The following is a 25,785-nucleotide window of genomic DNA, read 5'->3' on the forward strand; positions in this document are numbered from 1 at the left end:
ACCTTTTTAACGAACTTCTAACCAAAGCCTCACATGAATAATTTTCTTTTTGTCGCCGCAGAAAACGATGGGATACCCAACTGTAAAGCAGGGGGCATGGGTGACGTTGTTCGGGATGTACCAAGACATATCTCTAAACGGGGTGATAAGTCACACGTGGTGGTTCCATCCTACTCAAGACTTCATCTTAATGGTACTTTTAAGACTAATCTAGATTTTCATTTAAGAGGAACTAATTATAGGGCCGAACTTTATGAGGTAGCAGGAAAAAAAGAATTTCCGAATATAGTGCATTACGTCATTCATCACCCTGAAATTCAAGAGGGTGGAATAGCGCATATATACCATGATGATCCAACGGAGCCTTTTTTCACTGATTTTATAAAGTATGTAATCTTTTGTACAGCTGTTGCGGAAGCTATAAAAATGGGTGCCTTTGGACAATTGGATGTTGTTCATATGCACGACTGGCATGCCAGTGCTCTACTGTTCTTAAAAACATATCATCCCAGCTATAAGGATCTAAAGAAGATGCGCTACGTATATAGTATTCATAATTTGGCTATACAGGGTATACGTCCATTTTATGATAATTACGCTTCCGTACATAATTGGTTTCCAGAATTACAGTTGGATCATGATGCCTTAAAAGACCCGCGCTATCAAGATTGTATCAATCTTATGGCTGTTGGTATTCGTTTAGCAGATTCTGTTCACACTGTATCACCTTCTTATAAAGAAGATGTCATGCTACCTAGTGCACGGCCTGAATTTGTTGGTGGAGAAGGTTTGGAGAAAGATTTGCAACAAGCTAATAATGAAGGTCGGTTAGTAGGGATTCTAAACGCTTCTAATTACTCTAACATTAGAGAGGCCAAAAAGGGGTTGCTTTATAGAAATACGGTAAAGGCACTTTTTAGATGGTTGCAGGATGAATCAAAAAAGTACAAATCTGATTTCTTGGCCCACACTGGCGAGAAAATAATGCAACATGCAGGAGATAAACCCAAGTTTATTGCTTCTAGTGTAGCTCGGTTAACGGAGCAAAAATTTTACTTCTTTAAAAGGTCGCCGGAAGCTTTTGAGCAAATGTTGGAAAGGCTACGTAAAATAGATGGCATTTTCATGCTTTTAGGAACGGGAGACCCTGATTACGAAGAGTTTTTCCGTAGTATGAGCTACAAACATGAAAATTTCATTTTTACGAACGGTCAATCAGAGGATTTAATAGATTCCATTTATTTAGAATCCGATCTCTATTGCATGCCTAGCCTTTTTGAACCTTGTGGTATTAGTCAAATGTTGGCTATGCGTAACGGGAATCCATGTTTTGTTCATCATACAGGAGGTCTAAAAGATACCGTTGAGCATAATGTAACAGGCTTTGCTTTTGATGGAAAAACCTATGACGAACAAATTATTAATATGGTCAAGAATTTTAGTGAGGCCATTGACGTTTGGGAGAATGATAAACCTAAATGGAATAAAATAAAAAGCAATGCAGAGAAGGTTCGGTTCACTTGGGAGAAGTCGTTAGATGAATACTATGAAAAGTTATATGTTTTGTAGTAATTATTAATTGTTCTACAACAAGAAATCAAATCATTGTTAATTATTAATTAAACGAAAAAACATCTCTTGTTAAGATGTTACATTTTCCGTAAATTTACGTCCACTTCAATTTTAAGTAAAATTCAAAAATGTCAGATAAAGCTACTTTAGAGTACAACGGTAAGAAATACGATTTCCCGGTAATAAAGGGTACGGAGGACGAGCTCGCGATAGATATCAAAACTTTGCGATCCGCCACAAACGGTATGATAACCATAGATCCCGGCTATAAAAACACGGGTTCATGTGAAAGTGCCATTACTTTTTTAGATGGTGAAAAAGGAATTTTAAGATATCGTGGTTATTCTATAGAAGAATTAGCAGAGAAAGCAGATTTTTTAGAGGTTGCCTATCTTTTGATTTTTGGAGAATTGCCTAATAAGGTAGAGTTAGAAAAATTTCATACGGATATAAAGGAAGAATCTCAAGTTGATGAAGAGATGAAGAAGATTTTGGACGGATTTCCAAAGTCAGCGCATCCAATGGGTGTATTATCGTCGCTTACAAGTGCGTTAATTGCCTTTAACCCAACTACTGTAGACGTTTCTTCAGAAAAAGATATGTACCATGCAATTGTACGCATCTTAGCTAAGTTTCCAGTGCTTGTAGCGTGGACACTTAGAAAGAAAAAAGGTTTGCCTTTAGATTATGGCGATGATAGTTTAGGCTATGTAGAGAATATTCACAAAATGATGTTCAAAAAGCCGAACCAAATGTATTGTAAAGATGATTTGGTGATTGATGCATTGGATAAGTTGTTGATTTTACATGCGGATCATGAGCAGAACTGTTCTACCTCTACGGTGAGAATAGTAGGTTCATCACATGCTGGTCTTTTTGCTTCTCTATCTGCGGGTATATCTGCTTTATGGGGCCCATTACACGGTGGAGCAAATCAAGCGGTATTAGAAATGCTTGAAGCTATTGAGAAAGATGGTGGTGACACTAAAAAATACATGGCGAAAGCTAAAGATAAATCTGATCCTTTTAGATTAATGGGCTTTGGTCACAGAGTTTATAAAAACTTTGATCCAAGAGCAAAAATCATTAAGAAAGCAGCAGATGATGTTTTAGCAAACTTAGGAATAGATGATCCTATTTTGGCAATTGCCAAAGGTTTAGAAAAAGAAGCCTTAGAAGATCAATATTTTGTAGATAGAAAATTATATCCTAATGTAGATTTCTACTCTGGTATTATCTATCGTGCATTGGGAATACCTACTGAAATGTTTACTGTTATGTTTGCATTGGGCCGTTTACCTTATTGGATAGCGCAATGGAGAGAGATGCGTTTAAGAGGTGAGCCAATAGGGAGACCAAGACAAGTTTATATAGGAGCTAATCTTCGTCCTTTTGTAGAGGTTAGTGAGAGATAAGCATCAGCAATAATTTATAAAAATGTCCCTTTTTGAGATTCTCAGAAAGGGACATTTTTTTATTCCTCAAATTATTATTACGCACCATTTGGTTCTCTTATCTTTACCAGCAAAAAAGTATATGCTTAAGCTTAACGTTACCGATGAGATTTCTAAGTTAAAAGTTTTGGTTTTAGGTACGGCTAAAAGTAGTGGTCCTACTCCTAAGCCAGAAGAGGCGTATGACCCTAAATCACTAGAGAATATTTTAGCGGGTACATATCCTAAAGAAGAAGACATGGTTCCTGAAATGGATGCTTTTGCCAATGTGTTGCAGAAGTATGACGTTCAGGTCTACAGACCAGAAGTATTAACAGATTGTAATCAGATTTTTTCTAGGGATATTGCTTTCGTCATAGAAGACAAACTTATTATAGCCAATATTTTACCGGAAAGAGAGAAGGAAGTAGAGGCTATTCTTCACGTTTTAGATAAGATTGATGATGCTAATATTCTTCACCCACCTGCGGAAGCTCATGTAGAAGGAGGTGATGTTATGCCATGGGGAGAGTATATTTTCATTGGTACGTATACCGCAGATGATTACCCAAATTATATTACGGCAAGAACAAACCAAGCTGCAATAGATTATATAACAGAGCAGTTTCCTTCTAAAAAAATAAAGTCATTTCAGTTACGAAAATCTAATACTGATGCAAAACAGAACGCCTTGCATTTAGATTGCTGTTTTCAGCCTTTGGGAAAAGGAAAGGCCATTTTGCATAAAAATGGATTTTTGATAGAAGAAGAATACCAATGGTTGGTAGACTTTTTTGGAAAGGAAAATGTATTTGAAATTTCCTCTGATGAAATGTATCAAATGTTTAGTAATGTATTTTCTATTTCACCGGAAGTAGTGGTCTCGGAAAAGAACTTTACACGTCTTAACAATTGGTTGCGTCAGCAAGGTTTTACAGTAGAAGAGATTCCTTATTCAGAAATTGCCAAGCAAGAAGGTCTTTTACGTTGCAGTACGTTGCCTTTGGTACGGGAATAATATTTTTTCAGGAGCTACAACCAATGTTATTGAGTAAGTGAAACTTCATCTTTTTATATCGATTCTCCAGGCTTGATTTTTCTATTTATACTAGGTCATACAGGTTTAAAAGCACTAATTTTGCACTAAATTAATTGAATTTTTATGCAGATTACGAACAACATACTAATGATTCGTCCGGTCAATTTTAGGATGAACGAGCAGACTGCGGTCAATAATTATTTTCAAGAAGATTTAGATGTTCAGAACACAACGATCAATTCAAAAGCACAACAAGAATTTGATGCTTTTGTAGATGTTTTACGCTCAAAAGGCGTGAACGTAATTGTGGTGGAAGACACTAAGGAACCAGATACTCCCGATTCTATATTCCCTAACAATTGGATTTCGTTTCATGCTAATGGTACGGTAGGTCTGTATCCTATGTTCGCAGAAAATAGACGTAACGAAAGACGTGAAGATATTTTGGAAATCCTTGAAGAAAAGGGTTTGCAAATTGAAAATATAATTGATTACACTTCTGCTGAAGCGGAAGGTGTTTTTCTTGAAGCTACAGGTAGTATAGCTTTGGACAGGGTAAACAAAAAAGCATACTGTGCACTTTCTGGAAGGGCAGATGAAGAGTTGTTCATAGAGTTCTGTGAAGATTTTGAATATTCTCCAGTGATTTTTACCGCAAACCAATCTGTAGACGGTAAAAGAATGGCTATTTATCACACGAATGTTATGATGTGCTTGGCCGAAAACTTTTCGGTTATCTGTCTTGATACTATTGACGATAAAAAAGAACGCAAAAATGTAATTGATCATCTGAAGCAAGATGGTAAGGAAATCATTAAAATTACCGAACAGCAAATGCATCACTTTGCCGGTAATATGCTTCAAGTTTTAGGAGGCGATGATAAGCGGTACTTGGTAATGAGCTCATCTGCGTACAACAGCCTAACTTCAAAGCAAATTGAAGCTATTGAAAAGTACTGTGAAATTATTCATAGCTCTTTAGAAACCATTGAAACTTGTGGAGGCGGTAGTGCTCGCTGCATGATGGCCGAGGTTTTTCTACCACATTCTAAATAATATAATCTATAGGCCTAGTTAATTTTTCGTTTCTGAAACCAAAGATCTTCTAGGCTTAAATTCAAGGTTAACAGATGAAAGTTTTCTTTTATCAGTATGTTTTGAATTTGCCCTTTTGAGCCATAACTATAGGAAAGGTTCATCATAGATTTTTGTCCTTGACCTACGGGTATACCAATACCTGCGGTAATATTATATCCATCTACTTTTTTTCCGTTTATAGAAAGATATCCGTTGTCATAATTAAAACCGGTTCTGTAGCGAATACGGTCTCTGTGTATTTATAACTGGTAGGGTCTTTTACATACTCAAGGCCAATTCCAAAAATGTCTTGATCGGCATAGCTGCCAAGACTTTCAGTCTGTCCTGTAGCATCCCAATAGTTCTTTTTATAATCAGCACTTACGGTGAACGACTCAAGAATATTTGCGCTCATTCCTATACCCACTTCAAGTGGCATATTAAAGTCTGCAGAAGTATCACTTTCTCCATCTTCTACGGTAATTTCCGTACCGTCTAAGCTTTTAGTTATGGAACGTTTTATATTTCCTTTTAAGCTTGTAGGTAGTTGAACCGTACTACCAATTGTAAAATTCTCGGAAATATCAAAGTGCATACCAAGCCCCAAACGAATACCGGAATAGTTGGTGGTTTCTTCTGAGCTAAAGGCACTCTGATTAATTACAAAAGCTTCATTTTCTTCAATGTTTCCGAATAAGATAGATGCGTTAGCGCCAAGCCTTAAATTAGGTAAGACACTATATCCTAAATTGAATTTAAGTTCACTTAAACCACCAATTCCGTTTACATTACTTTCAAACGTTTCATCAGTTCCCTCAATGTTTGTATTTATTCCAATTAAAGAATAACCCACTTCGCTGTAAGGAACAAGAGATATACCTGCACCAAGCCCTTCTGCTACTCTAAAGGCAAGTGCTATGTTAGAGAAGTTTATGGTGGTTTTTGTTTCACTATCAGCTTTGTTGCTATACTGGTTGTATTCCCCCTTTATTCCAATATCGTAAAAAAACGAACCTTCTGGAATTAATGCATAGTTAGCAGGGTTTAAATTGTTAATTTGATTTGAGGTCTTGAGACCTTTTCCTGTATAACCCATTCCGTTGGTTCGCCCAATGCTAGATTGATTTATGGTGCCTAGACCATATAATGAATATGGGGAACTCGTTAAACCCTCTGATTGTGCCCGTACTGAACAGAAGTTTAAGAATAATACAAAAGTGGAAAAGAGTGCGACTTTATTCATCTTCATCATAAATAGCATAAGTAAGTTCAAGAGTGGTGCCTTGAATATTTATATCTGTATTGAGTACAAAACGGTCCACTGTCGAATTGTAATTACTTGGCAAAAGAATTAGGGCATCAGAAGATTCTTGGTCTACGGACAGTAACCCTTCCAAATATCCGCTTAAGGGCAATTCGTAATAAACATCATTAAACTCTTGATTGTCTCGGTTTAAAATGGCCTGTGCGGCAGAACCATCTGTTGAAATCAATTGACTGGTTAGTTCATTGTTTTGATCAACGATAAAGACGGATAAGGTATCTCTTAAGGCCAATGCATCATTATATGAGCTTATGGCAGGTGCAATTTTAAGGGAAGCATCTAATAGCGTTCCCTGTCCTTGAATATCAAACACCGTTTTTATATTTGGAAATTCAAGTCTGGTTGCTATACCAATTCCAGACTGAATAAAACTTAAGTTATCCGTTTCAGAGCTAGAGAGGTTAATTTCCTGATCAGTTAATGTCTTTAAATATTCATTGGGTTCGTCCGCAGAGATTTGGTTAAAAAACGGCAAGGGAGAACTACTGGTATTTATGGTGAAATCCGTTGAGTATTGAACATGCTCATTTTCTCCGGCTATACTATAATACAGACGCATATTAGAGGTCAAAGAAAAACCAATTACGGAACCATTATCATCCTCACCAGATTGAACGGAAATACCATAAAAGTAATTTTTGAACTCATCATAAGTTGTTATTTTCTTCTGCTGTAAATCTTCAAAAAGTTCTTGTCCAGGGTGTCCGTCAGTTTAATTTCTAGAGAATCTGTAGCCAAGGGTCTAGGGTAGTAAGCTAGAGTGCCCAAATCTTCATTCTCAAAACCTATAGTGCTCGTATTATAAAAATTAATACCATCGGCAGGCTTTAGGCTTTCGGTCAATTGTTTTATATGTATTGTATTTAACTGTAGTGTGTCATTGTAGTAGTAATTGTCTGGTCTAAGTAGGAAGGTTATGCTATCATATTCGGCATCTGCATCTATGTAATAAGAGCTTGGAATTAATTCCATATAACTTGCCGTTTTTACCGCTCCAAAAACCGGATCCCTATATTTTCCAACAAGCATACGTGCAGATTGTGAGGTATCTATACTATCAAACTTCATAGTAGAAAAATCTACGGTCATCGTATCTAACTGAACAACGCGTATGTCACTGTCGGTAAAGGTATCGCCCGCCTCAAAATCGGAACTGTTTATGGCATCGGTGCTACATGAAATTAGGATTAGCAAGCAGGTAAAAATGACTAGGGCGTTTTTCATATACATCTTATTTGAGCGTAAATGTATTGTACGCCGTAGTGCCTAAAAACAGGAATAGACCAATGCTCATAGTTATAAGACCAAACCCTGAGTTTTGGCTATTAAACAAGAAATCGTTTTGGTAGATTAAATAGACCTGTTCATGTGTTAAATACAGGGCTTCATCTATTTAGGTTTCAAGGGTGAAAACTGTGTCCTAGTTTTGGTGAAAATTAACTGGCTAACAAAATAGAAAAGCACATGAAAGGATTCAAGTACTATATAGGAACGATAACAATTTTCAGCACAGTAATCTGTTCTATGGTAAGTTGTTCAAACGATGATGATGACGAGGATTACTTAGGAAACTGGGTAGATAGGTCCGTTTTTGATGGTAGTCCGCGTAGTGGAACAGCAAGCTTTACTATTGGTAATACAGGGTATACGGGAGTGGGTTATGACGGCGATGATTACCTTACTTCTTTTTGGTCTTATGACATGGATGGAGATTTTTGGTCTCAAAAAGCTGACTTTATAGGAAGCGCTAGAAATGCTGCCGTGGGGTTTGAAATAGACGGAACGGGTTACATTGGTTCAGGTTATGACGGCTTAGATGAGCTGGCCGATTTTTATGCTTATAACGCAGGTTCTAACTCATGGCAAGAAATTGCTGCTTTACCAACAACGGGAAGACGTAGTGCTGTTGCATTTGGTATAAACGGACTTGGTTATTTTGGAACGGGTTATGACGGTGAGAATGATCGTAAAGATTTTTGGAAGTACAACCCAGCTACGGACTCATGGTCCGAACTAGTTGGTTTTGGCGGTGATAAAAGAAGAGCAGCTACAACTTTCACGATTGGAGATAAAGTTTATTTAGGAACGGGAGTATCTAACGGAATTTATATTGATGATTTCTGGGCATTTGATGCAGCTACCGAGACTTGGACCAAAAAACTAGACCTAGATGAAGAAGATGATTATTCCATTACAAGAAGTAATGCGGTAGGCTTTACACTAAATGGGTATGGTTATATAGCTACCGGAGTATCTAGTGGCACATTAGGTACTGTTTGGCAGTATGATCCAAGCACAGATGATTGGGAATTAAAAACAAGTTTTGAAGGTACTACAAGACAAGACGGGGTGGCCTTCTCTAACGGCACTAAAGCTGTTGTTGGCTTGGGGAAAACGGGAAGTCTTTATTTAGATGACCTATACGAATTTTTACCTTTTGATGAGTATGATGATGAAGACTAGTTGATTATTTGAGTGAGTTATGGGGCAGTACTTTGAGGGCTGCCCCATTTTTTAATTGGGTACATATGAAAACAAAAAAAACATATTTTTTCTTATCGGCTTTGCTCGTTGCTCTTGTTTATATTGCATTTAGATATAATGAGGTAAAACAAGATACCACAGGACTTCATACAGAGGTTTTACAGGTGAATGAAGGATATGGGTATAAAATTTTATATGATGACAAGGTATTGGTAAAACAAGATTTTATACCAGCAATTCAAGGAAAGAAATTTTTTGAATCAGAAAAAGAGGCTATGCTGGTAGGAAATATGGTCCTGAGAAAGATAGAAAAAGGAGAAGACCCCTACATCTCTATTTCTGAACTTAAGGATTTACAAATATCTATTTTAGATTAATAAAATGAACGCCTCCAAAAAAAAATACTTGCCACAATGGTTTGTACATGCCTTCTTGTGGTGTGCACTTTTTGGCGTTTTAATTTACCCGTTTTTGCTTGAGTCAAGATCCATACCACCTCATATTGGTATTAAATTGGTAATGGCGGCGGTATTATTTTACTTCAATTATTACTACCTATGGTTCCGAACTTCCTGCTGAAGGATAAAATGAAAACCTACATTGGTATTTCAATAGTCTTAATATTAGCTGTGGGTTACGGAGCTCATAATCTATTTCCTTTTGAAGGACCAAAAGACTTTGGCCCCATTACAGAATATATGAAAAAACGAAGGGGGTCTAGGATGCCTATTCGGTTTTCGTTAATGCCATTTGTAACTTTTGGGATACCTTATATTTTTGCCATAATGCTCCGCGTTTATAATGAGTTACAAAAGAACGAGGACCTTAGGAGATCTGTAGAAAAAGAAAAGGTGCAATCAGAATTACAATTCCTGAAGACGCAGTTAAACCCTCATTTTCTTTTTAACTCGCTTAATACCATTTACTCTTTATCAGTCAAAAAATCTCCGGACACATCTGAGGCAATTATAAACTTATCGGAATTAATGCGTTATATGATATATGAGGCAGATAAAGACCTTGTACCGTTAAACAAAGAAATAGAGTATATTAAAAGTTATGTAGCCTTGCAAAGGCTACGATTGGCAAATAGTGAAAATGTGTATTTGAAAATTTCTGGTGATGATACAGGAAAGATAATACCGGCACTACTATTTATTTCATTCATAGAAAACGCTTTTAAATATGGCACGGACTATGACGGAAAGACCAGTGTTAAAATAAACCTTTTGATTAAAGAGAAGTCTATACATCTATACGTTGTTAATAAAATAGGAAAGCATAAGGCAAAATCAGAGAGTAGTGGGGTTGGTCTTCAGAACGTAAAGAATAGGTTAAACTTTTTATATCCCAATTCCCATGAATTGGATATAAAGGATGATGGAGATACTTATGAAGTTAATTTAATTTTAAACCTATAAAATATGAACTGCATACTCATTGATGATGAACCGTTGGCTATTGAGATATTGGTAGACTACTGCAAGAAAATAGGTTTTATTGAGATAGTAGGTACCTTTACAAACCCCTTAGAGGCTATTGCAACAATAAACGAAAAGAAGGTAGATCTTATTTTTTGTGATATTGAGATGCCTCAAATTAACGGATTGGATTTTATTAGTGCTTTAAATAATAGACCACTTTTTATTTTTACTACTGCCTATTCTCAATATGCTGTGGAAGGTTTTGAACTTAATGCGGTAGACTACTTGGTGAAACCAATTCCATACCAACGTTTTATTAAAGCTGTTCTAAGGGCAAAAGAGATTCTGACGCGTAAAGATTTGCCGGCTACGGCCGCTAATGTGTTTCCGTCAAATGGCGATGCCAATGAAAGTCAGAAGTTTATTTTTGTGAAATCAGAACATGAAAGTGTGAAAATTAATTTAGACGATATACAGTACGTACAAGGGCTAAAGGATTATTTAAAGATTCATGTGGTAGGGAGTAATAAAGCAATTTTAACGCTTCTTAGTTTTAAGGATATATTAGAAAAACTTCCTCAAAACCAATTTGTTAGAGTTCATAAATCTTTTGTTGTAAACGTAGATTTTATAAAAACTATACAGCGGAACAGAATTGTAATTGATGATATTCGTATACCTATAGGCGAAAGCCATAAGACACAGTTTTTCTCTATGTTGGGACTTTAGTAGAAGGTCTTTTTAGCTTAAGCTTAAAAGAGCTGTGTTGCTATTAATTCTAACGAATTGAACTTCTAGGGGCTAAAGTGTATAGCCTAATTCCTTTCTTAATTTTAAAGACATTACTTGCGTTCTATTTCTTAACTTTTTAGCGCTAGTAAGTAAATTTTCTGTTTGTAGAAAACGGTCTACCAAACTGTTTTGATAGTCCTTACTGTGTAACAAATCATTATAATTAGATTGTTCTCCAAATTCTTGTATCCTCATGTATTTAGGATTGTCTTTGGATAGTATATCCTTCAACGCTAAGTGCTTCTCCAATGAAGGTTGTAATCTGTCTAAAACAATCTCTTTAATTTTGGAGTCTATAGATTTTAGTTTCTGTATTTCTGCAGGGTAATTGGTGATTAAGCTCTTTAGGGAGTCACTTTCAATAAGCTCAAATTTGGTAGTACTGATTACAGAGTTTAGAGCGCCTTCCAAAAGGTTAATTTCAGAGTAGTTAATATGTACAATAGTATCTTTTACTCCTTCTGTAATTTGTTCGGGAGGAAGCCCAATATAGTTCATGGTACCTTCCAATCTTTTTGAAGATTCTGAGTAGCGGTCTATAGAGGTGTTTAATATTTTTAGATTTGTATTAAGTTCATCATATAGGCTCTCATATATTTTAAGCTCTACGATTCTGTTTTTACGAATCTCGTTCAAGTCATTTATTTTTAAGGCAATTAATATACCTATGGCAATGAGCAGAATTTCGCCAAAGGCATAAGCCAAATAACTTTTTAATTTTCCTGAATCCAGTAATTTTTTACGGATTTTTCTAAATACTGTCATGAGTAGTTATTCCTTTTCTAAGGCTTTAATGTCAGTAATTAATTGGGCAACTGAAGAACGGTTTAAACCGTTGTATATGCCTCTTATGTGTTTGTTTTTATCAATCAGTAAGAAGTTCTCTGTGTGCAAGAAATCGTTTATGTCTTTTGGAACACCTAAATCGTTTTCAACAAAATATTGGTTTCGTCCTAGATTATATATTTCCTGCTTATCACCGGTTACTAAGTGCCATTTGTTAGCGATAATGCCATTTTTATCGGCATAGGTTTTTAGTACGGGAATAGAATCTATTGTAGGTGTCACAGAATGCGAAAGTATCAAAACACTTGGGTCTTCCTTAAAAGCCTCTTGTACTTTTTGCATGTTACCCATCATCTTAAGACAAATCTTATAGGGCAGCTGGTAAAAAAGAAATCAGTTACATAGATTTTATCATCAAAAGTTTCAGGAGTTATGGTATCTCCCAATTGATTTAAAAGCTCGTAATCCGGAATCTTATGAAACGCCTTTTCTTCTTGAGAACCTTGGTTCTAACCAATGTGGTGTAAAAGATTCGTCGCCAAAGTAAGGCAGGTGTTCAACTCTGCTGGAAACCTCTTTTTCTTGACTCTCCTTTTTTACTGTTTGATTACATCCGATTAAAACCGAAAGCAACAGTAAAAAACTATATTTTTTTATCCCTGATGACAACTTCATCTTTTAATTTATAACATGAATTAGCTCTTCTCATTCCGAAAATACGACCGTTTTTGGCCTCGTAGTTTACGTACAGTTTACCGTTTTTGAGCCAAGCTTTTTGCATTCCCTGCTCTTTGCCCTCCACTAAATTTCTCTCTTTTGCAATCTCACCTGTATCATACCAGTGTTTTTGCGTTCCATGAAGAACACCATCAACATAATGAGATTCTTCTGAAAGCGTACCGTTCTCCCATAAGGTTTTATATATGCCGTCTAAACGATTATGCTTATAATAAGACTGAACCCGAAGTACATGGTTACTAGACCATTGTTTGAAAATTCCTTCCCTTTTTCCGTCTACATAACCTAAGCGTTCACCTATTGCTCCATTGTCATGAGATTTTATCGAGTACCCATTAAATGGCTCATTTTTATAATACCATCTACCTTCAAGTTGATTTAGTACCAAATCCTTTTTATGAACTTCAAAGTTCTTGATGACAATGGTTTCTTCAACCTTTGGTTCTACTTCCTTGCTCTCTTTGCAACTGGCAAGAGAGAGCATAAGAAATAACATAAAGTAGAATAATTTCATAACGTTTTTAATAACCTTGGTAAGGACCGGCAAAAGCAAGGTATGATCCTGTAGTAGAATATATTTCGTTTATAATATGATAGTGGTATTCTTCTGCACCATCTGTATATTGTGTAGTTGAAACATGACCACCTGATGAATCAAGGTCTGTTGGGTAGGCCTCTGTTGAGTTACATTTTCTCCCATAAAGAAAAACTCCGTCTAGCAAGATGCCTACAAGTTTATCATCATCGTTGGTAAATGCTTTTGGTTCTAAATGGTAATGGTATACACCAGGACCAATATGGGCACCGGTCCAATCTAAGCTTGCAGCTGCTTGGTCTAATGCACCGGCTCCTTCTTGATCATTAAATATTGATGAGCCACTTACTGCAATACCAATTGTATTAAAATCTGTATCTACCGTATTACCGGTAAGGTCTGGGGTAGCATCTACTCTAATTGTAGTAGCATTATTATTACTGGTCATTATACTAGGTGTCAATGCCACATCTGGCTCTTCTCTGTATAGATCACTGTTTTCACCCCAATAAACAGTTTCATGATTGGGTAGCCCTGTGGTTTCAATAACAACTTCAGAACCATCTAGATAAATAGTGGTAGCGTCACTGTTAAAAGCAGCATAGGCAGCGTGTAGTTCGGTTACCGTTTCTTCTTCGCTATCTTCATCAATAACACTATCATCCGTGCTATCAGAACTGCAGGCTATTAGACTAAATGAAATAATAGCTAAGGTAATCCCAAATGGGAAAGCTTTATTTAGAACTTTTTTATTCATTTTTTTTATTTTAGATAACTGATTATTAGTATTTTATATTGTTCTAATTACGTGAATAATAAGATGCCAAAATGGAGCAATCAGTAAGTGAGCTTTAACTTTCAGCAAACACACGGAATGATTCAGTAAGGCAAATTCATTAAACTGCTCTAAGTATGACTTCTTCTCGTTTAAAAATTTTAGAAATGATAAACACAGAAAAGAGAACTAGTAATGTTAGAGCAATAAAGGGTGCTATTAAATTAGATTCATCGCCCTTTAGTTGGTACCGTCCATTTACCTTGTCAATAGAAACCATAAACTGATTGTCTTTTTTAATCTCGAAATTTTTTGAGGATTCCGATGCATCAATAATTTTAAAAACAGTGTTTTGGTCCGATGTTTCACTAAATCCTTTTAACTGAACACGTAAGTTGTTTATCTCATTGGGTAGACCGGTAACTTTAAATTTCAGGTCCGTTTGATCTTCCATTTTTATGGAGCCTTCTCTAAGTTCTCCTATGAAATTAGTGTTGGCATTCAATAGAATATTATCCTTTGTGTAGCCTATTACCAGTTTTTGAAATTCATCGGTAGATAATTCATCAATTTTAATTTCAGGAAAATTCTGAATCAATTGTTTTCTAAAACCGTCAAAAGAGGAGCTTACGTGTAGCGTCCAATTATTTTGTTGGTCCTGCGCCAAAGTCATAGTTGCAATTTGCGAACTATGGGCACTAACGCATAACGAGTAGAACCCTATTAAAATGCCAATGATTATTTTTTTCATGATGTCTAGTTTTGTTTTAATGCTATCATGCTCATTAATTTCAAAAATCCCTGTGCTTCAGGAAAACAACCAATAAAGCTGTTTTCCTGAAACTGGAACAGGGTAATGGTAACCTCGTTTCTCCTTTTTATTTTCGCTCAATCATTAAAAAATAGGAAACCTTCCATGCCTCAATAGATATTTGATTACTTTTTGCCTCTCTTCGGTTTCGGAGCATTTTTCAATTCCTCAAGTGTTAGATAGCCATCTTCATCTGTATCTATTTTTGAAAAATCGTTTTTTATTGGCCCTTTTACTTCTTTCTCAGATAGTTTTCCGTCTTCATCAGCATCCATCTGTTTAATTAATTCTGTAGCAGATGGTGGTTCCTGTCCTCGTTTTTCTTGCGCAGATGTTGTTTGGATAGAAATAATGGTAAGAGCTACTGTTGCAATTGCTGTGTAAAATGACTTCTTTTTCATGATATTTATTTTTAATTGTTTCTATTTGTGATTACAAAGATGGGCAAAGGTTATATGCAGTATGACGCCAATTGGTAAATGACGAGAGCTTTTAAGTGAATGCCGTGTTCTACTCAGTAAACCCCGTTCTTTAAGGGGTTTTGAATGGTCGTTTTTAAGTTTCGCTGAGAAATAATTACTTTAATTTGTAGTATGAAACAAACGTATCGCTTTCTTTTTCATGTTTTCTTATGGCTGGCAGTATGGCTAATGGCTTGGCTGCTGCTTAATGAAAGCAGTATTTTTTTAGATAAAAATGCACCTTCGTTCTTAATGCAGATTGTTGTTATTGCTGTTCTAATTTATATAACGGCACCAACATTATTGTTCAAGAAAAAGTACCTCTTGTTCGGGGTTGTCTCGGTAGCTCTTATTATTGTTTGCTCCTTTTTAATATCAGAAAGTGTGGGGTTGCCAGAACGCGGTATTCCACCACCAATGAGGGGCGAACATAGAGGAGGTCCACCAATGGGGCCGCCTCAAATATTAATTCAGTTTTTAATACTTTCCATAGCTTATGTGCTTGCAACTTTTGTAGAAACTTTTTTATTCGCTCAAAAGAAAGAGGAGGAGACAATTAGGAATAAGAATGAAAATCTTCAAATGGAATTGAAGTTCTTAAAATCACAGATCAATCCACATTTTCTGTTCAATTCACTGAACAATATTTATGCATTATCAGTAATTGACTCTAATAAAACACAGGAGAGTATTGGTACTTTGTCAGAAATGTTAAGGTATGTGCTGTATGAATGTGAACAACCTACGGTTCCTATTAAAAAGGAGATTGCGTATATTAGTAATTACTTAAATTTATTTCGTTTAAAAAGTAGTAAACCGTTTCCTATTAAGACAGATTTTCAGGTTTCTAATTCTGGCGCTATGATAGCTCCCATGATATTTATTCCCTATGTAGAGAATGCCCTCAAACATGGTAATATAGACCACGTGGCAGATGGTTACCTAGAGATAAAAGTACATTCTGATGATAAGAAAATTAATTTTTATGTGGCCAATAGTGTTTCAGAGAGGCCTGCTCAGAAGGATGCTGTAGGCGGTATTGGATTAGAAAATGTGAAGAAGCGTTTGGAAATATTGTACCCAAATAAACATGAATTGAGTATTGTACAAACCCCAGAAAGTTATACCGTAAACCTTAGCATAAGTTTAAATGGAGCCAATTAAATGTATTGTTGTAGATGATGAAGAATTGGCAAGAGGCCTTTTAAAAGCCTATATCAATAGGTTAGATTTTTTAACGCTAATAGCTGAGGTCGCAAATCCTCTGGATGCACTGCAAATTATGAAAGAGGAAAGGATAGATGTACTTTTTCTAGATATTCAGATGCCTGAAATAAAAGGTACTGATTTTGCAAAATTAGTTCCTGAGCATACCCAAGTTATTTTCACCACGGCATATTCTGAATATGCATTGGAAGGTTTTGAACTGAACGCACTTGATTATCTTTTAAAACCTATCACTTTTGAACGCTTTTTGGCAGCTGTAAATAAGGCAAAACCTAACCAAAAAGAAGTTGGTCCAGAGAAAATATCATCGGGAAGTGATAGTATTACCGTTAAGTCTGGCTATGATCTTCATAAAATTAAGTATGAAGATATTCTGTATATAGAAAGTGATAGCGAGTATGTAAATTTTTATTTAGGTGATAAAAAGTTGATGAGTTTGCAGTCACTAAAAAAGCTATTGGATATATTGCCAGAAGACCGGTTTATGCGCGTTCATCGTTCATATATTATAAACCGAAACAAGGTAACTGCTTTAAAAGGGCGAGATATTTATATAGGCGATAAGGAAATACCCGTTAGTGCTCAATATTTTGATGCAGTAAAACAAGAATTGTTCTAAATACTTGTATCTGAAGTGTAATAAGGACAGAAATAATTATAAAAAAAGGACCTAGATGTATCTAGGTCCTTTTCGCATTTTAAGTAGGAATGTTCGAGGTGAAAACATTTAGGCTTTTGGGAAACCTAAATAATCTTCATAATATTTTTTAGTTCAATCCGTGTTGGGTTGAAACTTGTTCTATAGTAACGTCTGCCACCGCATGTTCTGTTTGTTGACTCTTGTTATCATTATTATAAATAATTACTGCTGTAACAAAGCTGGCTAAGTAAAGTAGGCTTTTTAATTTCTTGTTCATGACGGTGGGGGTTTTTATTTCTGAAGCTAATTTACGGCGTCTATTAACTCAAAAAACGCGTTTGTTGCCAAATGACATTTTTCCGATGTCAAAGTTTAAGTTCTTGTTGAATAGCATTTTGGCTTATCGGAGATTTGAATCACTTCATCGAGAACCTTGTTTTTACAGGGGCTTCTTAGTATCGTAAAATCATCGGGAAAGAGTAATAAGTTTGTTGAATAATAAGGTTTTGCAATAGAAAGACTCTGTTTTATGTCAATTTTTCTGTTCTATTCATAAGTTCCCATACAAAAGCTACCGCCATATAGACCATAAAAAGTGCAAATGGTAAAGAAGTTATGATTAAGAGCTTTTGAACGGCGGTGAGTACATCTATATCAGGTTTAGCATTTCCTAGAAGAAGTAAAGATATGGTAGCCATCAAAATAAAAACGGCCCAAATAAGTCTATGTTTTTTACTAGGGTCTTTTTTACCATGGTCCGTAAACATACTCAACACGAATACGGCAGAATCTACTGAGGTTACCAAAAAACTGATAAGCAGAAAGATGGTTGTGAAATTTAAAAGGGTGGCTATAGGGTAGTTTCCAAAAAACACAAAAATGGATGAGAAGACATTTCCAAACTCATTATTATAAGAACCCCATGACTCAATAAGTTCAAAAGCTGAGGTGCCAAAAACTGAGAACCAAAAAAATGTACCTAAGGAAGGAATGATTAAAACACCCAAGAGAAGTTGTCTTAAAGTACGTCCTTTAGAAATTCTGGCTATGAAAATACCTGTAAACGGAGCCCATGCAAGCCAAAAGGCCCAGTAATAGAAAGTCCAATCAGTTAAGAAAGTCATCTTATGGGTCATAATTTCCGTAAGCTAAACTCATAGGAACAAAGTCAATAAGGTAGTTCATGGTAGCTGTGCTAAAAGCAATTAATATTCCGGTAATATCACTCATCAGAAAAACAAACAACAACAGGAGCGTTGTAATAAGGATATTGACTTTTGAAATAATCTGAATTCCCCTATTAACCCCTTGCCAAGCAGAATAAAATGCAATTGCAGAAATGAGAACGGCTAAAAGTAGGGTAGTGGTTACACCAAAATTAGTGGTAAAGACATGGTTAAGACCTCCGTTTATTTGTGTGGTGCCTAAACCAATAGCAGCTATAAGTCCAAAAACCGTAGTGACAATGGTCATGATGTCAATTCCAGTTTTTGCTATGGGATTAGAAATACTGTCTTCTATAGTAGAACTTACCCGTACTTTCTTTTTTCTAACGAAAAGTGCGTACCCTACAACCATGGCAAAAAGCCCGTAAAAGGCCCAAGCTGTAAACCCCCATTGATAAAAAGTGAATTCCAGTGCTAATATTTCTGGTTGCAAATTTGATTGATAAGGCGGATGTTGTTGCATGAAAACAGGCTCTTGAACAGCACGCAATAAAATACCGGACCCCATTCCTGCGCTGTAAAGCATGGCCGTCCACGCCCAAAGAGAATATTCGGGTTTTGAATCTTTCTTGCCAAGTTTAATTTTTCCAAAGGGCGAAAATGCTATCGCCAATAAGAATAATACACAGCCCAGACCTAAATATAGATAGAAGAAACCAAAATAGTTCCGAACCCACATTGATGCTATCTCGATAGCCTCATAGCTTGCTTCTGTGGCAAAGAACACTACCATAGGGTAAAAATTAGGATAATGCCAATAGAGACAGAAAGTAAGGGGTTCTTTAGGTGTTTCATGAAATGTCCATTCGGTTTTGGAGGTAGTTTTGCGCATTAGTCGCATTTAGTATCTAACCTATCCATTACTTCTCATAGAGGAGTTTAAAATAAGAACTTTGTCCTAAATCAGATTCCAATACGGCCATGAATTCTTCTGTTTCTGTTTTAATTAGAATAGCGGCAGTATTAGGGGCAACCTCACCTAAATTTTCGGCATGCAAGGTTATTATATTTTCCTATTGTAATGTGAGGTCAAAAAATTGCTTTTTGCTTTTCAGTTGTACATGTTCAACGGCTATTTCTCCATTCAAATAAATGGTGACAATATCATTATCTATTCTGCGATGATCATAAAGACCCAACTTAATATTGTTTTCTGAGACGGTGTAACTCTTTTTACTGTCTATTAATGTACGTTCGGCTATTTTGGCTGGTATTGCTGTTTTATTGATACCAGCTTTTTTAAACTGAACAGATTTGTTTTTTGGTCCGGAAGGAAGAGGTTTTGCAAAAACACCTATGACCGTAATATCTTTTTTAAAATCGATAGGTGATGGGATAATATCTTTATTTCCAAGAGCCACAGTTAAATGGTCATAAACTTTATCTGGTCTAACTATAAATGTAAAATGGCCGCGAGTAGCAAAGCTAGGTGGTGGATTGACCTCTAATGTAGGCGAAGGTTGAACAGATTCTACAATATCTAAAATACCATCAGCAACTATTGTCTTGCTAGATGGGAATACGGCTATAGGGTAAGAATAACTTTGATCTGGCAATTGACGACCAAAAATCCAAAAACCAATTTCATAAGCTGCTCCTATTGTAGAGGCTTGTTGAGTTTTGTGGTAATAACGGATTCAAAGCCAGAAGGAGCTATTTTGGGAATTTCCAATTTACTTAATCCGCTGGTCTGCCCATATGTAAATGTTAGGGTTGCCAGACTAATTAGGAAAAAAAGTGCTAGTTTTATCTTCATTTTGCTTTAGCGATATTACGGATCATTCCACCAAAAATAAAGTAATGAAAAGGTACAATACTATACCAGTACAATCGCCCTTTTAAACCTCTAGGTCTAAAAGTTGCAGTTTGGTGAAGTACATTGTTCTCATCAATTTTAAACTCTAGCCAAGCTTCTCCCGGTAGTTTCATTTCAGCAAAAAGTAATAAACGTTTGGTTTTTTTATCAGCTAGGAGAACGCGCCAAAAATCTAATGAATCACCAGCATAAATTTTATCTGGGTGAGTTCTGCCACGACGTAGCCCAACGCCGCCCGAGAATTTATCGATAATCCCTCTAATTTTCCATAGCCAGTTGCCATAGTACCAACCTGTATTTCCGCCAATTTTCCAAATATTCTTTAGGACCTGTTCTGGGTTGTCAACCTTTATTTTCTTCACGTCTTTAAGAACGCCGTATTTGGGAACCTGAATATATTTCTCCAAATTCTTTTTAAAGCGGCCGCTTACCATACTGTCTTTCCAGCTGCTGACTACCAAGTTTTGTTCTATTTTTTTAAAGGCCAAGTCAATAGCCTCTTTGTAAGTGTGAGGTTTAATATCCAGCAGTTTCTGTAACCTCTGGTCTTTTGCAATGACCTCAATTTTCATGCTGTCTACAAGATTCAATGCCAGCTTATAAGAGGTTGAGGTAACAAAATACAGCCAATAACTAGATAATTTAGGCGTCATTACGGGAACCGTTAAGATATAGTTCTTGAAACCACGCACCTCTGCATACTGTTCTAACATTTGTTTATAGGTTAGAACATCTGGCCCGGCAATATCAAAAGAATCGTTATAGGTTTTTTCATTGCCAAGAACACCGGTCAAAAAGGCAAGAATGTCACGTATAGCAATAGGTTGAGTTTTGGTTAAAACCCATTTAGGCGTTATCATAAAAGGTAGTTTCTCGCAGAGGTCACGTATGATTTCAAAAGATGAACTACCAGAACCCACAATAATACCAGCTCTTAAAACCGTAAGTTGAAAAGAGCCCTCATAAAGTATGCGCTCCACATTTTTTCTAGACCAAAGATGTTTGGAGAGATTTTCTTCATTAACAATACCACTCAAATAAATAACTTGCTTTACTTCTGTTTCACTTAGATAGGCATTGAAATTTTCTGCCGTCTTTGCTTCTAGGGTGTCAAAATCCTGTATTGAGGAGCTCATAGAGTGAATCAAGAAATAGGCAACATCAATGTCTTTAGGAATTTTAAAAGGTTCTACCTCTTTTAAAAAATCTACTTCAAGGACTTCAATCTGTGCCCGTGTTTCTTTATCAATAGAGAACCGCGCTTCGTCACGCACAGTACAAACAACTTCATGGCCCATTTCTAACAACTGTGGTAGTAATCGCATACCAATATAGCCGTTGGCACCTGTTAAGAGTATTTTCATGTTCTGTTACGTGTTATAAATCTTCGATTGAGGTAGGCGCATTATCTGCCTTGTAATTTTGAATTTTGATAAAAAATTTCTGAATCGCTTTAGTATCGGCCTTTACTTTAATAAAATAATGATCGCGATATATGGAGTAAATACCAATATCGCCTTTATATAAAGTGAGTTTGTAAAATGGAATAACCAAAGCAAAGGTTTCCAATAATGACCTAAAGCGAACAATAATTCCTTTAGGTCTGAGCTCTACATTGCACTGGTCACGGTTATTATCTAAAATCAGCAAATTTCTAATTTCAACACTGGTTTCGGTAATGAACAATCTAGGCGAACCAATGCCGCCCATATCCCAACGTTCTCTAAGCTTAAAGGGCTTACCTACAGCTTCGTCTATCTTTTTAGTAACCTGTTTGTCTGTGTATGATACGTTTAAAAGCATGTGGGGTCTTTTTTCAAAACTAATTGCCCGTAGGGCTACATTTTCATAAAGTTAAAGAAAAGCGAAGCCATTACAGCCCGTCTTACGGTAAAAGCGTAAAAAATGATTAGTTTTGCAGCCTGAAACGAAAGATTTTATGGGTATCCAAGCAATTTTAGAAGCCAAGGTTAAGGAAGCTGTTGAAGCTATTTTTAAAATAGAATTACCATTGGTAGAATTTCAACCGACCAGGAAGGATTTTGAAGGTGATGTCACTGTAGTGGTATTTCCTATGCTTCGTTTTGTGAAAGGAAATCCGGTTCAGATAGGTGAACAAATAGGCGCTTATTTAGAAAAAGAAGTAGCTGAGGTTACCGGTTTTAATGTGGTTAAAGGTTTTTTAAACATTGTTATTGGAGATGCTTTTTATCTTGATTTCTTTAATGATATAAAAAATAATGATACTTATGGTTTTGTGCCTCAAGAGGAGAACAATGCCGTAATGGTTGAATATTCTTCGCCAAATACCAATAAACCTTTGCATTTAGGGCATATAAGAAATAACCTCTTAGGATATTCTGTTGCCGAGATTTTGAAAGCCTCTGGAAAGAAAGTTTATAAGACCCAAATCATTAACGACCGTGGTATTCATATTTGTAAAAGTATGTTGGCGTGGCAGCGTTTTGGTAATGGTGAAACTCCAGAAAGTACAGGGTTAAAAGGAGATAAGCTTGTTGGTAACTATTACGTTGCTTTTGACAAGGCTTACAAAGTTGAAATTGCTGAGATGGTAGCTAACGGAACCGATAAAAAGGTAGCCGAAAAAGAAGCTCCCATTCTTTTAGAAGCTCAAGAAATGCTTCAGAAATGGGAAGCTGGTGATGAAGAAGTAGTTTCGCTTTGGAAAGAAATGAACGGTTGGGTATACAAAGGTTTTGATGTTACCTATAAGAACCTTGGAGTAGATTTTGATACGCTTTACTATGAAAGCAATACCTATTTGCTAGGTAAGGATGTTGTTGCTGGCGGACTTGAAAAAGGTATTTTCTACAAAAAAGAAGATGGTAGCGTTTGGATTGATCTTACGGAAGAAGGTCTTGACGAGAAAATAGTACTCCGGTCAAATGGTACGGCGGTTTACATGACCCAAGATATTGGTACGGCTATTCAAAGGGTAAAAGATTATCCAGATGTTGGTGGTATGGTATATGTCGTGGGTAATGAGCAGGATTATCACTTTAAAGTGTTGTTCTTGATTTTGAAAAAATTAGGTTTCTCTTGGTCGGAAAATTTACATCATTTAAGTTATGGAATGGTGGATTTGCCAAGTGGTAAAATGAAGAGTAGAGAAGGAACCGTTGTAGATGCAGATGACTTAATGAACGATATGACGAGCACAGCAGCTCAAATATCCGAAGATTTAGGTAAGTTGGAAGGTTACTCGGATGACGAGAAAAATGTACTTTATAAGTTGATTGGTCTTGGAGCGCTTAAATATTACATTTTAAAAGTAGATCCTAAAAAACGTATTCTTTTTGACCCTGAAGAATCTGTGGATTTCCAAGGAAATACTGGTCCGTTTATACAATACACCTATGCACGTATCCAGTCTATCTTAAGAAAGGCTGATTTTGACACTAGCGCAGATGTAGAGATTAGTGCTATTGGAGAATTGCATACCAAAGAAAAAGAGCTTATAAAGCAGTTACAGTTATATCCTGAAATAATTCAACTAGCGGCAGATAACTATAGTCCAGCTCTGATTGCCAACTATACTTATGATTTGGTAAAGGAATTTAATTCGTTCTACCAACAAGTATCAATTTTAGGTGAAACCGATGACGACAAAAAAGTACTACGTGTGCAGCTTTCTCAGAAAGTTAGCGAGGTAGTAGCATCGGCTTTTAAACTTTTAGGTATTGACGTTCCAGAACGTATGTAAACGCAGGCTTGCTTATACAATTTAAATTTATTTTTGGAGTTGTAAGCAGTATGCTTACAGAGTACAACTTCAAGATTTTAGCACTGGCATTCCTTGGCTTTCAGGTGTTGTATATCGTGTATTATACGTTTGGGCTGTACTCTTTGAATCCTTTTGTAAAATTAAAGGCTCTTTCTGCTGGAGATAAAAAACTAATTACAGATAATTTCCCTGTTTACTCAAAGTTACCTGCGTCTTTAAAAGAAAAATGCAATAAACGTATCGTATGGTTTAGAAGTAAAAAGAAGTTCATTTTTTATGGCGAAGTAAACCAGAAAGAAGAATTGAAATTGCTTTTAAGTACTTCTGTTATACTAATGACATTGGGCTTAAAGAATTATACAATGACTCGTTCCTTATTGCGAATAGTCATTTATCCCTCAAAATATTATTCCCGGATTAGCCGAAGACATCATTTAGGGGAGTATAACCCCCGTTTTAAAACCGTTATTTTTTCTGCGGATACTATTTGGGAAGGATTCCGGATTTCCGATGATAACGTAAATCTTGCTTTTCACGAATTTGCCCACGCCCTCAGTTTTGAAATGATTAGAAAAGGCTCATGGGAAGCACGTAAATTTAGAGTAGGGCTCAAGAAAATTAAAGAACTTTTTCTAAGAGAAGGTTATGCTCAAAAGCTATCGGATTCAAATTATTTTAGAGAATACGGGATGACAAACCTACAGGAGTTTTTTTCCGTAGCAGTAGAGAATTATGCCGAAACTCCAGAAATATTTCTAGCAGATTTTCCAGAGCTATATGCTATTATTCAAAAGATGTTGAGTTTTGATTTTCAGGTGCTTCCTGAAGAACTTCTAGGAGAAGTAGCCGTGGAATCTTAATGTAGCTCTTTAAAGGTCTAAGCCGGGCCTAGAATCTAAATGGTTCGGATTCCAAATCTTTAATTGGTTTGTATGGTCTATGTTTCCTCCAGACAAAATTACCATAACACGTTTTTTACTAGTACTATTTTTAAGCCATTGCACAACCCCTTCCATGGCCATGGCGCTGGTAGGCTCAACGTGTAATTTTAGTAAATGGGTTAGCCATTGTGTCCAGTATATCAATTTTGATTCTTCGGCTTCATACATGGCATCCAACGTTTTCAAGTACTCAAAAGTAATGTCACCTACGGACATGGTCATAGCGCCATCTGCAAGCGTATCAGGGGTTGAAGCTAACCTCTGAATTTGATTTGTGCGTAATGATTCGGCGGCATCGTTAGCATTTAAAGGTTCAACACCAAAAACCTTGGTATTGGGTGACAAGGCGTTGGTAGCGATAACTGTACCGGATAAAAGCCCACCGCCACCACAGGGTGCAAAAACGGCATCTATGTCCGTTACTTGCTCAAGTGCCTCGCAGATAGCTGTTCCTTGGCCTGCAATTACTTGGTGATGGTTAAATGGTGGTATCCAGTAGGTTCCTTCTTCTTTGGAAGCTTCAAGAACAAGCTCGTCGGCAATATTTCGGTCCTCGCAGAGTTCAACGTGGGCTCCGTACGATTTGGTAGCCTGTATTTTTATTTTAGAGGCATAGACTGGCATATAAATGGTAGCCGGAATATTAAATTGCCTTGCTGCCCATGCCACTGCTTGTGAGTGATTACCAGAGCTGTTGGCAATTACGTGTTTTGGTTTCTCATTATTTTCTATGAGCCAAGCCAACGTATTACAAGCGCCTCTAGCCTTAAATGCCCCTATTTTTTGTAGGCACTCAGCTTTAAAATAAATTTCATGTCCTAGCCATTCATTTAAAAGTGAGGATGTAAGAATCGGAGTTTCGTGAACGAAAGAGTCAATACGTTTTCGGGCTTTTTTAATATCTTCTATTGTGGGCATGGTCGAAGGGCTTGTCAGATT

Annotated in this window: 30 protein-coding genes; 12 read left to right on the forward strand and 18 right to left on the reverse strand. The window is 36.3% G+C overall.

Going from position 1 to position 25,785, the window contains the following annotated elements; all coding sequences use genetic code 11:
- Positions 1-33 precede the first annotated feature (33 nt).
- From Q5W13_RS12570 to ctlX, 4 genes are all read left to right on the forward strand, one after another.
- Positions 34-1,569: a glycogen synthase gene (locus tag Q5W13_RS12570; protein WP_304443205.1), complete on the forward strand. Its 1,536-nt coding sequence runs from the start codon at positions 34-36 to the stop codon at positions 1,567-1,569.
- A gap of 131 nt (positions 1,570-1,700) precedes the next feature.
- The gene (locus Q5W13_RS12575; RefSeq protein ID WP_304443206.1) at positions 1,701-2,987 is read left to right on the forward strand and encodes a citrate synthase; all 1,287 of its coding nucleotides are present in this window, start codon (positions 1,701-1,703) and stop codon (positions 2,985-2,987) included.
- Between the two features lie 121 nt (positions 2,988-3,108).
- Positions 3,109-4,023 carry a dimethylarginine dimethylaminohydrolase family protein gene (locus tag Q5W13_RS12580; RefSeq protein WP_304443207.1) on the forward strand — a complete coding sequence of 305 codons (915 nt, stop codon included), beginning with the start codon at positions 3,109-3,111 and terminating at the stop codon, positions 4,021-4,023.
- Positions 4,024-4,167: 144 nt separating this feature from the next.
- Positions 4,168-5,100: a citrulline utilization hydrolase CtlX gene (ctlX, locus tag Q5W13_RS12585; RefSeq protein WP_304443208.1), complete on the forward strand. Its 933-nt coding sequence runs from the start codon at positions 4,168-4,170 to the stop codon at positions 5,098-5,100.
- A gap of 14 nt (positions 5,101-5,114) precedes the next feature.
- Here ctlX and Q5W13_RS25830 read toward each other — a convergent pair whose 3' ends face one another.
- From Q5W13_RS25830 to Q5W13_RS12600, 4 genes are all read right to left on the reverse strand, one after another.
- The gene (locus Q5W13_RS25830; RefSeq protein WP_497582317.1) at positions 5,115-5,381 is read right to left on the reverse strand and encodes a BamG-related protein; all 267 of its coding nucleotides are present in this window, start codon (positions 5,379-5,381) and stop codon (positions 5,115-5,117) included.
- Positions 5,318-6,373: a BamG family beta-barrel-assembly machinery protein gene (gene bamG, locus Q5W13_RS12590; protein ID WP_304443209.1), complete on the reverse strand. Its 1,056-nt coding sequence runs from the start codon at positions 6,371-6,373 to the stop codon at positions 5,318-5,320. Before bamG ends, Q5W13_RS25830 begins: the two co-directional genes overlap by 64 nt.
- A complete protein-coding gene (locus Q5W13_RS12595; protein WP_304443210.1) occupies positions 6,357-7,004 on the reverse strand; it encodes a hypothetical protein in 648 nt (215 codons plus the stop codon). Before Q5W13_RS12595 ends, bamG begins: the two co-directional genes overlap by 17 nt.
- A 98-nt stretch (positions 7,005-7,102) precedes the next feature.
- Positions 7,103-7,669 (reverse strand): DUF4270 family protein, encoded by a 567-nt coding sequence (locus Q5W13_RS12600; protein ID WP_304443211.1) that lies wholly within the window; start codon positions 7,667-7,669, stop codon positions 7,103-7,105.
- A gap of 240 nt (positions 7,670-7,909) precedes the next feature.
- On the opposite strand from Q5W13_RS12600, the gene Q5W13_RS12605 reads away from it, so the two are divergent.
- The 4 genes from Q5W13_RS12605 to Q5W13_RS12620 all read left to right on the forward strand — a co-directional run bounded on the left by Q5W13_RS12605 (position 7,910) and on the right by Q5W13_RS12620 (position 11,082).
- Positions 7,910-8,908, forward strand: a complete 999-nt coding sequence (locus tag Q5W13_RS12605; protein WP_304443212.1) for a Kelch repeat-containing protein — start codon at positions 7,910-7,912, stop codon at positions 8,906-8,908.
- A 65-nt stretch (positions 8,909-8,973) separates the two neighbouring features.
- Entirely contained in the window at positions 8,974-9,306 is a 333-nt protein-coding gene (locus tag Q5W13_RS12610; protein ID WP_304443213.1) for a DUF4907 domain-containing protein, read from the forward strand.
- 210 nt (positions 9,307-9,516) lie between these two features.
- Positions 9,517-10,350 carry a sensor histidine kinase gene (locus tag Q5W13_RS12615; RefSeq protein WP_304443214.1) on the forward strand — a complete coding sequence of 278 codons (834 nt, stop codon included), beginning with the start codon at positions 9,517-9,519 and terminating at the stop codon, positions 10,348-10,350.
- Positions 10,351-10,353: 3 nt separating this feature from the next.
- Positions 10,354-11,082: a LytR/AlgR family response regulator transcription factor gene (locus tag Q5W13_RS12620; protein ID WP_304443215.1), complete on the forward strand. Its 729-nt coding sequence runs from the start codon at positions 10,354-10,356 to the stop codon at positions 11,080-11,082.
- Positions 11,083-11,154: 72 nt separating this feature from the next.
- Here Q5W13_RS12620 and Q5W13_RS12625 read toward each other — a convergent pair whose 3' ends face one another.
- The 7 genes from Q5W13_RS12625 to Q5W13_RS12650 all read right to left on the reverse strand — a co-directional run bounded on the left by Q5W13_RS12625 (position 11,155) and on the right by Q5W13_RS12650 (position 15,191).
- Complete coding sequence (locus tag Q5W13_RS12625) at positions 11,155-11,910, reverse strand: hypothetical protein (RefSeq protein ID WP_304443216.1); 756 nt, start codon at positions 11,908-11,910, stop codon at positions 11,155-11,157.
- Positions 11,911-11,916: 6 nt separating this feature from the next.
- Positions 11,917-12,273, reverse strand: a complete 357-nt coding sequence (locus tag Q5W13_RS25055) for an SCO family protein (RefSeq protein ID WP_368662243.1) — start codon at positions 12,271-12,273, stop codon at positions 11,917-11,919.
- A gap of 8 nt (positions 12,274-12,281) precedes the next feature.
- On the reverse strand, positions 12,282-12,377 hold the full coding sequence (locus Q5W13_RS25060) for a hypothetical protein (protein ID WP_368662244.1): 96 nt from the start codon (positions 12,375-12,377) through the stop codon (positions 12,282-12,284).
- 197 nt (positions 12,378-12,574) lie between these two features.
- Positions 12,575-13,183, reverse strand: coding sequence for a toxin-antitoxin system YwqK family antitoxin (locus tag Q5W13_RS12635; protein ID WP_304443217.1), 609 nt, complete (start codon positions 13,181-13,183; stop codon positions 12,575-12,577).
- 7 nt (positions 13,184-13,190) lie between these two features.
- On the reverse strand, positions 13,191-13,961 hold the full coding sequence (locus Q5W13_RS12640) for a YHYH protein (protein ID WP_304443218.1): 771 nt from the start codon (positions 13,959-13,961) through the stop codon (positions 13,191-13,193).
- A gap of 139 nt (positions 13,962-14,100) precedes the next feature.
- The gene (locus Q5W13_RS12645; RefSeq protein ID WP_304443219.1) at positions 14,101-14,730 is read right to left on the reverse strand and encodes a hypothetical protein; all 630 of its coding nucleotides are present in this window, start codon (positions 14,728-14,730) and stop codon (positions 14,101-14,103) included.
- A gap of 185 nt (positions 14,731-14,915) precedes the next feature.
- Positions 14,916-15,191: an EF-hand domain-containing protein gene (locus tag Q5W13_RS12650; protein ID WP_155594653.1), complete on the reverse strand. Its 276-nt coding sequence runs from the start codon at positions 15,189-15,191 to the stop codon at positions 14,916-14,918.
- A gap of 192 nt (positions 15,192-15,383) precedes the next feature.
- Between Q5W13_RS12650 and Q5W13_RS12655 the strand changes: the two genes are divergently transcribed.
- Positions 15,384-16,415 (forward strand): sensor histidine kinase, encoded by a 1,032-nt coding sequence (locus Q5W13_RS12655; protein ID WP_304443220.1) that lies wholly within the window; start codon positions 15,384-15,386, stop codon positions 16,413-16,415.
- The gene (locus Q5W13_RS12660) at positions 16,402-17,097 is read left to right on the forward strand and encodes a LytR/AlgR family response regulator transcription factor (RefSeq protein ID WP_304443221.1); all 696 of its coding nucleotides are present in this window, start codon (positions 16,402-16,404) and stop codon (positions 17,095-17,097) included. The genes Q5W13_RS12655 and Q5W13_RS12660 overlap by 14 nt, the downstream gene beginning before the upstream one ends.
- Before the next feature lie 548 nt (positions 17,098-17,645).
- Here Q5W13_RS12660 and Q5W13_RS12665 read toward each other — a convergent pair.
- The 6 genes from Q5W13_RS12665 to Q5W13_RS12690 form a co-directional block, all read right to left on the reverse strand.
- Positions 17,646-18,242: a BCCT family transporter gene (locus tag Q5W13_RS12665; RefSeq protein WP_304443222.1), complete on the reverse strand. Its 597-nt coding sequence runs from the start codon at positions 18,240-18,242 to the stop codon at positions 17,646-17,648.
- Position 18,243: 1 nt separating this feature from the next.
- Complete coding sequence (locus Q5W13_RS12670; RefSeq protein ID WP_304443223.1) at positions 18,244-19,176, reverse strand: BCCT family transporter; 933 nt, start codon at positions 19,174-19,176, stop codon at positions 18,244-18,246.
- Positions 19,177-19,204: 28 nt separating this feature from the next.
- Complete coding sequence (locus Q5W13_RS12675; protein ID WP_304443224.1) at positions 19,205-19,342, reverse strand: hypothetical protein; 138 nt, start codon at positions 19,340-19,342, stop codon at positions 19,205-19,207.
- Positions 19,343-19,357: 15 nt separating this feature from the next.
- On the reverse strand, positions 19,358-19,900 hold the full coding sequence (locus Q5W13_RS12680; protein WP_304443225.1) for a hypothetical protein: 543 nt from the start codon (positions 19,898-19,900) through the stop codon (positions 19,358-19,360).
- Between the two features lie 196 nt (positions 19,901-20,096).
- Positions 20,097-21,524: an SDR family oxidoreductase gene (locus Q5W13_RS12685; protein WP_304443226.1), complete on the reverse strand. Its 1,428-nt coding sequence runs from the start codon at positions 21,522-21,524 to the stop codon at positions 20,097-20,099.
- A gap of 13 nt (positions 21,525-21,537) precedes the next feature.
- Entirely contained in the window at positions 21,538-21,963 is a 426-nt protein-coding gene (locus Q5W13_RS12690; RefSeq protein ID WP_304443227.1) for a hypothetical protein, read from the reverse strand.
- 136 nt (positions 21,964-22,099) lie between these two features.
- On the opposite strand from Q5W13_RS12690, the gene argS reads away from it, so the two are divergent.
- Together argS and Q5W13_RS12700 are read left to right on the forward strand one after the other, a co-directional pair.
- Entirely contained in the window at positions 22,100-23,884 is a 1,785-nt protein-coding gene (gene argS, locus Q5W13_RS12695) for an arginine--tRNA ligase (RefSeq protein ID WP_304446502.1), read from the forward strand.
- Positions 23,885-23,892: 8 nt separating this feature from the next.
- Positions 23,893-24,765 carry a zinc-dependent peptidase gene (locus tag Q5W13_RS12700; RefSeq protein WP_304443228.1) on the forward strand — a complete coding sequence of 291 codons (873 nt, stop codon included), beginning with the start codon at positions 23,893-23,895 and terminating at the stop codon, positions 24,763-24,765.
- A 9-nt stretch (positions 24,766-24,774) separates the two neighbouring features.
- Here the strand turns inward: Q5W13_RS12700 and Q5W13_RS12705 are convergent, their stop codons facing one another.
- Positions 24,775-25,764, reverse strand: coding sequence for a serine/threonine dehydratase (locus Q5W13_RS12705; protein ID WP_304443229.1), 990 nt, complete (start codon positions 25,762-25,764; stop codon positions 24,775-24,777).
- Positions 25,765-25,785: the final 21 nt, after the last annotated feature.

The organism is Zobellia laminariae (genome assembly GCF_030553095.1).
GTDB classification, from domain to species: Bacteria; Bacteroidota; Bacteroidia; order Flavobacteriales; family Flavobacteriaceae; genus Zobellia; species Zobellia laminariae.